This window comes from Scytonema hankhaensis NUACC26, from assembly GCF_045865695.1.
Lineage (GTDB): Bacteria > Cyanobacteriota > Cyanobacteriia > Cyanobacteriales > Nostocaceae > Scytonema.
In genome coordinates this window covers 22,757-29,371 of record NZ_BAACAP010000129.1, presented here as the reverse complement: position 1 = coordinate 29,371, position 6,615 = coordinate 22,757, and the positions used below count along the sequence as shown (strand labels likewise).

The following is a 6,615-nucleotide window of genomic DNA, read 5'->3' as shown; positions in this document are numbered from 1 at the left end:
TAGCACTGTTTCTGCTACTGAGGTTGTAGCTGACTTGAGCAGCAATGTTCAATTATGTTCAGCTTAAAAGTATCAGTCATAAATTTGTGCTCAAATTTAACCACTAACTACTAACCACTAACCCTTTAGCTCGACAAGAATAATAAATTTGTGCTCAGCCCAAAAGTGGTGCCGAAAAGCAAACCATCTTGAAAGTTTAATTTTTTTAACACGTAACAATCAAAGTCTGGTGTTGCTGTATAATTAGAGAAATTCCCCCAAAGAGTTTGCCTCTCCTCAGGGGAAAAATAGTTTAAATAAATTTCTTTAGTTGAGTCTATGATAGCAACCTCAGCCGTTTTTTGCCAGATCCCACTACAAAAAAATCTTTCTTCTTGCCTGTCCCAAATCCAAGAAGCAACTCTAGCACTCCTAGAAGCCGCATCAGAACTGGCTCTCATCCAAAAGAGTATCGGCAAGATAGGGTTTTCCAGAGAACTGAAGAAGTACCAGCAGAATCCCAAAGATGTTAAGGAATATTTAGCTCTGGTACATACATACTCGGAATGCGACCTAGAAGAAATTTCGTCTTTAGGTATTTTGACTCTCAAAAAACTAGCACGCCCTTCGTACACTCCGGTAAGAGAAGCCTTAGAAAATTTAATAGATATTACGCCTATTCAAATAGACGACCTCACCAAAACCCTCTGCAAGCGTCAGCGACAATCAAAAGAACCCAGAACAACTATCTGGGGTGAGGATGGTCAGTTCTTTAATACAGGGGATATTTACGATCGACCCGAAGCAGGCGTAGCTCTAGAGCGCATGGCAAAGGAAGAAGGTAAAACAACTCAAACGATTACAGCCCAATCTATAGAACTCCGACAGGAAGTTATCCAAGTTCTCCAAGCACAACAGCAGGTTACCGATATTACCCTTAAAGCATCACCTGTTGAAGGGGACAATTTATCCCTGAACGTAACCCTCAACTCAACTCTTCCCAAATTGAAATTTCAAGATCGGGAATTTATACTGTTGGACGCAACAAAAAAATACATCCTGGAACTTGATAAACTCGCGTCCTCTCCTATCCAACTCCCTAATGTATCGATCGCTAACGTCGAACAACAAAGAACTCTAGAAAAAATTAGACAATATCAAGCCTACCTGTCTGCAGAAAAAGACATTCCCAAAACATCTTTGGACGAACTCTCTCTTACAGAACTTAAAGCTGTCGAAGTCCTACTAGAAGGTGCTATTGGACAGGCTGACTGCAATAAAATCAGAGATGCAATCGCTAAAATCAGCCCAGATAGAAAAGAAAAAGTCTGGTTTGCCCTATCGTATAACCAACGCACCAAAGCTTTAAAGCTTTTTCCGCCTCACTACCGATTGCTAACTCAAGCTGTTAAAAATAATCTTATCTATGATTTTCGAGAGGATAAATCTGGGAAAGCAGTCAAACTCAGGATTAACAATACAATGCCAGGAATGTTTGATAACTTGGTATCTATTGAAAATATAGAATCTTTTTTGAACACTCTGTCTCCTAGAGAGTACGTAACTTGAATAATCTTGAGGCGGGATACGAGTAGTGGAGTTATTAACGGCTAAAGGCAAGTTGACAAACAGTTAAATTTTTATATATACTGGAAAAGGCTTTTACGGGGTTATAGCTCAGTTGGTAGAGCGCTTCAATGGCATTGAAGAAGTCAGCGGTTCGAATCCGCTTAGCTCCATTATCGAGCGCAAATTTCCGCGTATTTTCCGAACTTTCCCATGCAAACCATAGTTGGCAGCACGGAAAGCTTAAAATCGAGAAAGTGCAATTTTCCTGGAAAATGGCTCCATGCGTCGAGATTCGATTTTTTACAAACTATTTCAACAATCGCCAAGTTTACTATTTGAGTTATTGACAAATCCGCCAGAGAATTCCGGAGAATATAGATTTGATTCGGTAGCTGTGAAGGAACCGAAATTTGAAATTGATGGTGTATTTCTACCTCCTGAAAGTCAAAATCCTGGTGTTGTCTATTTCTGTGAGGTGCAGTTTCAAAAGGATGAAAGGCTGTACGAACGGGTATTTGCTGAATCTTGGTTATACTTCTACCGCAATCGAGATAGATTTAGTAATTTGCACATAGTCATCATTTACCCATGTCGGAGTCTCGAACAAAGTGATATTGTTCCCTATCTCAGTCAACTCAACAGTCCACAAGTAACTCGTATATATTTGGATGAATTGGGTAGGATTCGCTCTTTACCAGTTTGGGTGGCTTTAATGGTGTTAACAACAATAGAAGATGAGCAAGCAACCGAAGAAGCGAGATATTTACTAGCCAGAAGTCAGCAGGAAGTCCCAGAGCCAGAAAATCGCGCCATAATAGAGTTACTGACCACGATAATGGTGTACAAGTTTGAAAATAAGAGCCAACGGGAGGTAGAGGAAATGTTGGGAATCACACTCCGAGAAACACGGGTGTATCGAGAAATTAAGGAACAGGGACGAGAAGAAGGACGAGAACAGGGACGAGAAGAAGGAGAAAAATCCCTAGTTCTGCGTCAATTAGCTAGACGGGTGGGAGAATTGCCGCAACAGGTGCGTCAACGGGTTGAGTCTCTCTCGTTAGAACAGTTGGAAAATCTGGGGGAAGCCTTGCTTGATTTTACCAGTATGGCTGATTTGAATGCTTGGTTTAGTCAATTATGAATTTTGCTTTAATAAATCTCTTTTCCACTGGGATGCTTTTTCTAAGTCTGCCATTTTTAAATCCGCACTTTCATATACTAAGCCTTTAAATAAAGTGTAGTTGATTACGTAGCACGGTGTGAAATAACTTACAGGAATTGGGTAAGTCCGATGCGCGCAGCCTCAACTGCATTCTGGCTAGATCCGTCCGTTGCTTGACCGTTATAGCCCTAGAGAAAAAGCGTTTAACAATTTATCATCATGACATGAACGAGTTGAATTTTCAGTCATGACCTCTGAGCATTCCACCTCCAGCACGGTCAAACAGCGTGTCATCTTCCTAATACTAGATGGTGTCGAACTGTTGGATCTGGCTGGACCAGCACAGGTATTCAGTATAGCTGCCTCATTGGGTGCGCCCTACTCGCTACACTTCTGTGCTAACACTTCTGGAGTGCGCTCGGCACAGGGGCTATTTTTAGGGCAGCTTGAGCCACTGCCACCCGTATCTGCCTATGATGTGGTGATGGTTGCTGGAGTGGCATTGGATCGACTCAACCAACCCCTGCTGGACGCTGATACTCGTTGCTGGCTGATTAATGCTCATACGAACGGCACGTGCATTGCCTCCATTTGCACGGGAGCAGCAGTCTTAGGGGAGGCTGGTCTGCTGGACGGTCGGCGTTGCACCACTCACTGGTTTGTTATGGAGGATCTCCAGCAGCGTTATCCAATGGCTCATGTTGTGGACAGCGTTTTGTATGTTAGCGATAAGCTGGGTACAGCTTGCGCTTCGCGAACGCGGCATTATTACCAGTGCGGGCATTGCCTCTGGAATTGATATGGCGCTGTCGCTAATCGAGCAACAGCATGAACCGCGCCTCGCAGCTGAGGTGGCTCGCTACCTGGTTATCTATATACGCCGTAACGGCACTCAACCTCAACGAAGTGTTTATCTGGAGTATCGCAATCATTTGCATCCAGGTGTACATCGCGTTCAGAATTGGTTGGCAGAACACGTGCTGAAATCCGTCTCCTTAACCGAGCTTGCCCAAATTGCTAACATGAGCGTGCGGAGTTTCAGCCGTGCCTTTAAAGAGGCGACTGGATTAACGCCCGTGCAATATCAGCAACGCTTACGTTTGGAAGTCGCCTCCACGCTGTTGCAGAACTCAGACTTGTCGATTGAGGCGATCGCAACCCGCTGTGGCTTCGACGATACCCGTCATTTTCGCCGTCTATGGCAACGGTATTTTGGGGTTTCTCCTTCAGCCACGCGCAAAAAACAGACGAAAATTTCTGTTGCTTAACTACGTTGCTGCGATTGGCCTCTTGAGAACTTTGAACTTACACAATGGAAAAATACATGATTCCAGACAGCGAAATTTGTAAAAAAGCAACGCAACTGGTTGCAGAAATTTCACCCACCTTTTTGTGCAATCACTGCATTCGGACATTTTTGTTTGGTGACTTGTTAGGGAAACGGGATGGACTCAAATATGACCGCGAGTTGCTGTATCTAGGTGCAGTCATGCACGATTTAGGATTGATGGAACGATTTGATGGTGAACAACGATTTGAAGTCAATGGTGCGGATGCTGCACGAGCCTTTGTTCTGGCAAATGGATTGCCAAACGAGAAAGCAGAAGTCGTTTGGGACGCGATCGCACTCCACACTTCTTTAGGCATAGCCTCACGGAAACAGCCTGAAATTGCGCTGGTGCATTTAGGGGCGAGTGCAGATGTATTGGGAATGTGAATTTCCGCTCTTCCTTCAGAGACCGTAGAGCAAGCGCTCGAAGCTTATCCTCGACTTGGCTTCAATAGGGCGATGACCGAATTATTAGTCTCACAAGTCAAACGAAAACCTCAAACAGTCGCATTCACTTGGCTAGCCGAAGTTGGTCGGGGTTACATTCACGGATTTGTCTCACCCAATTGGAGCGATATGCTTAAGAGCAGCCCATTTGCTGAGTGATTGTAACCCTCGATCCAGATCGACTGTTTCCCTGGCTCGATTATGCTTGGAAGCAAGGAATCTTGCTGCCTGAAGTTATTACTGCTACCAATGGAAGTTGGTATCTGTCCCCCTTGCAAGATTCTGATTACGATTTTGTCTATCTCATGCGTGACGTTCCAGGAAAACCGATCTCCCAAGCGAGCAAAACATTGTTGAAACAGTATGCTGAGGCAATGGCGCAGTTCCATCGAATCGGATTTGACTATTCCCAGCCAGTGCGGAGTGGCGATGGTGCAACTTGGGCAGACGTAAAGCAGCGGAAAAATCTACAGGAGCTATGGAACGATCTGCAAGATCGCCCATTCATCTCCCAAGAACTAGTCTCAGAGGCGATGCGAGCAATTGTTGACACGCACGTTTGCACTTTGCCCCAAACGATGATTCATGGGGACTTTCGGTTTTGCCATGTGTTCTTTCAGGACAATTCTTTAAGTGGCATTGTAGATGTAGATGAGTCAACACAGGGAGAGCGATTGATTGATTTGTGTTATGGACTCGCCAGTGGTTCTTCCCCAGAAGCAGGTAGTTTGCTCACCTTTAAGCAACTGCAAGATACCCTATTGATGTATAACCAAAGCCTGCCGCTTAATCAACAAGAGCGATCGATACTAAAGGGAGCCTTTGCTTATATGTTCTTAGCAACCCTGTGTCACTTGTCTTACAGTAATGGGACGCAGCAGGGGATCGATGTTACACAAGACTTTTTGGGATCGATTCTGAGCACTTCCGAGCAAGAGTTGCTCGGTAGTCCGTAGTTGACAATGCATAGCCTTATAAAGGGGGGAAATGGAAAATCAAGTTCCCTCCCCTTTACAAGGGGAGGGCTAGGGTGGGGTAAAATTAAACATAAAACCTTTCTTAACCCAACCTACCACTCGGTCACTTATAAAGTAAATCTTAAATTGCCAAATGTATTGTGTGGGTTGGGTAGAACGAAACGTTCCCAATAATTTGATTAAATGTTGGGTTTCGTTCCTCAACCCAACCTACTATATCGCTTGCACAATCTGTTGGGATATAAAGGGTAAAATTTCTCGACTTTTTGCGTTGGCTTTCCCTTCTGTAAATACAACTAACAGGTAGGGACGCCGATCTGGTACTTCTATATACGCTGCATCATGACGAACCTGACTCGTCCAACCAGCTTTTGACCAAATTTGAGCGTTTTGAGGAAGACCACCGCCTAAAAACCCCGTCACTTGGTCTTCTTCTACATCTTTTGGCAAATCTTCCGGATTGAGGCTACGTTTTAACAAAGCCATCATGGCTTGCGATCGCGCACTGGACACTGCCACTCCCCCTACAATACTATGTAATAACCTAGCAGTGGCATTTGTGGTCAGCATATTTCGATTTTCCAGTAACTCACCCACAAATGCACGTTCCCGCCCGTAAGGACCATCGCACCAAGTTTTTTGGCAAACATTGATTGTTTCCATATCCGACCAACCAAAAGATCGGAAATACCGATTCACAATGTTGCGCTGCTGCTTCCAAGTGTCAAAGGGTCCCACGGGTAATTCCGGTCCCGAAGTCGTTCCACTTAATATATCTACAATTAAACTGGTAGCATCATTGCTAGAATCAACGATCGCATCGCGCATGGCTCTTTCCAATTCCTTAGAAGTAGAAACCATGCCTTTTTCCAACCATTCGTTGACTGCTACTAAGTAGAACAGCTTTACCACACTTGCAGGGTAAATGCGTTCCATACCACGATATGCAAAACCGCGAACTGGATGACTCCAAAAAGCGTCTGGAGTTAAAGCACCACCAGTGTTAACCAATACGGGAGGATCGTAGACAATCCAAGTTAAAGCAATTTGGTTGCGAGCTAAACTCGGAAATGCAGCCCAAGTTGCTTCTAAAATTCCATTTCCCAGATTTTCCAGTTGTTCGTCCTGATTGAAAAAACTCATTGTTGTTT

Annotated in this window: 8 protein-coding genes and 1 tRNA gene; 8 read left to right on the top strand and 1 reads right to left on the bottom strand. The window is 44.3% G+C overall.

Going from position 1 to position 6,615, the window contains the following annotated elements:
- Positions 1-318 precede the first annotated feature (318 nt).
- The 8 genes from ACKTT2_RS07635 (at position 319) to ACKTT2_RS07600 (ending at position 5,443) form a co-directional block, all read left to right on the top strand.
- The gene (locus tag ACKTT2_RS07635; RefSeq protein ID WP_407885359.1) at positions 319-1,548 is read left to right on the top strand and encodes an Alr2735 family protein; all 1,230 of its coding nucleotides are present in this window, start codon (positions 319-321) and stop codon (positions 1,546-1,548) included.
- A 97-nt stretch (positions 1,549-1,645) separates the two neighbouring features.
- A tRNA-Ala gene (locus tag ACKTT2_RS07630) sits at positions 1,646-1,718 on the top strand.
- Between the two features lie 110 nt (positions 1,719-1,828).
- Entirely contained in the window at positions 1,829-2,689 is an 861-nt protein-coding gene (locus ACKTT2_RS07625; RefSeq protein WP_407885358.1) for an Rpn family recombination-promoting nuclease/putative transposase, read from the top strand.
- 268 nt (positions 2,690-2,957) lie between these two features.
- On the top strand, positions 2,958-3,509 hold the full coding sequence (locus ACKTT2_RS07620) for a DJ-1/PfpI family protein (RefSeq protein ID WP_407885357.1): 552 nt from the start codon (positions 2,958-2,960) through the stop codon (positions 3,507-3,509).
- A complete protein-coding gene (locus ACKTT2_RS07615; protein WP_407885356.1) occupies positions 3,409-3,978 on the top strand; it encodes a GlxA family transcriptional regulator in 570 nt (189 codons plus the stop codon). The genes ACKTT2_RS07620 and ACKTT2_RS07615 overlap by 101 nt, the downstream gene beginning before the upstream one ends.
- Positions 3,979-4,022: 44 nt before the next feature.
- Positions 4,023-4,427 (top strand): HD domain-containing protein, encoded by a 405-nt coding sequence (locus tag ACKTT2_RS07610; RefSeq protein WP_407885355.1) that lies wholly within the window; start codon positions 4,023-4,025, stop codon positions 4,425-4,427.
- A 72-nt stretch (positions 4,428-4,499) separates the two neighbouring features.
- A complete protein-coding gene (locus ACKTT2_RS07605) occupies positions 4,500-4,646 on the top strand; it encodes a hypothetical protein (protein ID WP_407885354.1) in 147 nt (48 codons plus the stop codon).
- Positions 4,643-5,443 carry a phosphotransferase gene (locus ACKTT2_RS07600; RefSeq protein ID WP_407885353.1) on the top strand — a complete coding sequence of 267 codons (801 nt, stop codon included), beginning with the start codon at positions 4,643-4,645 and terminating at the stop codon, positions 5,441-5,443. Before ACKTT2_RS07605 ends, ACKTT2_RS07600 begins: the two co-directional genes overlap by 4 nt.
- 234 nt (positions 5,444-5,677) lie before the next feature.
- Here ACKTT2_RS07600 and ACKTT2_RS07595 read toward each other — a convergent pair whose 3' ends face one another.
- Complete coding sequence (locus ACKTT2_RS07595; RefSeq protein WP_407885352.1) at positions 5,678-6,607, bottom strand: serine hydrolase; 930 nt, start codon at positions 6,605-6,607, stop codon at positions 5,678-5,680.
- Positions 6,608-6,615: the final 8 nt, after the last annotated feature.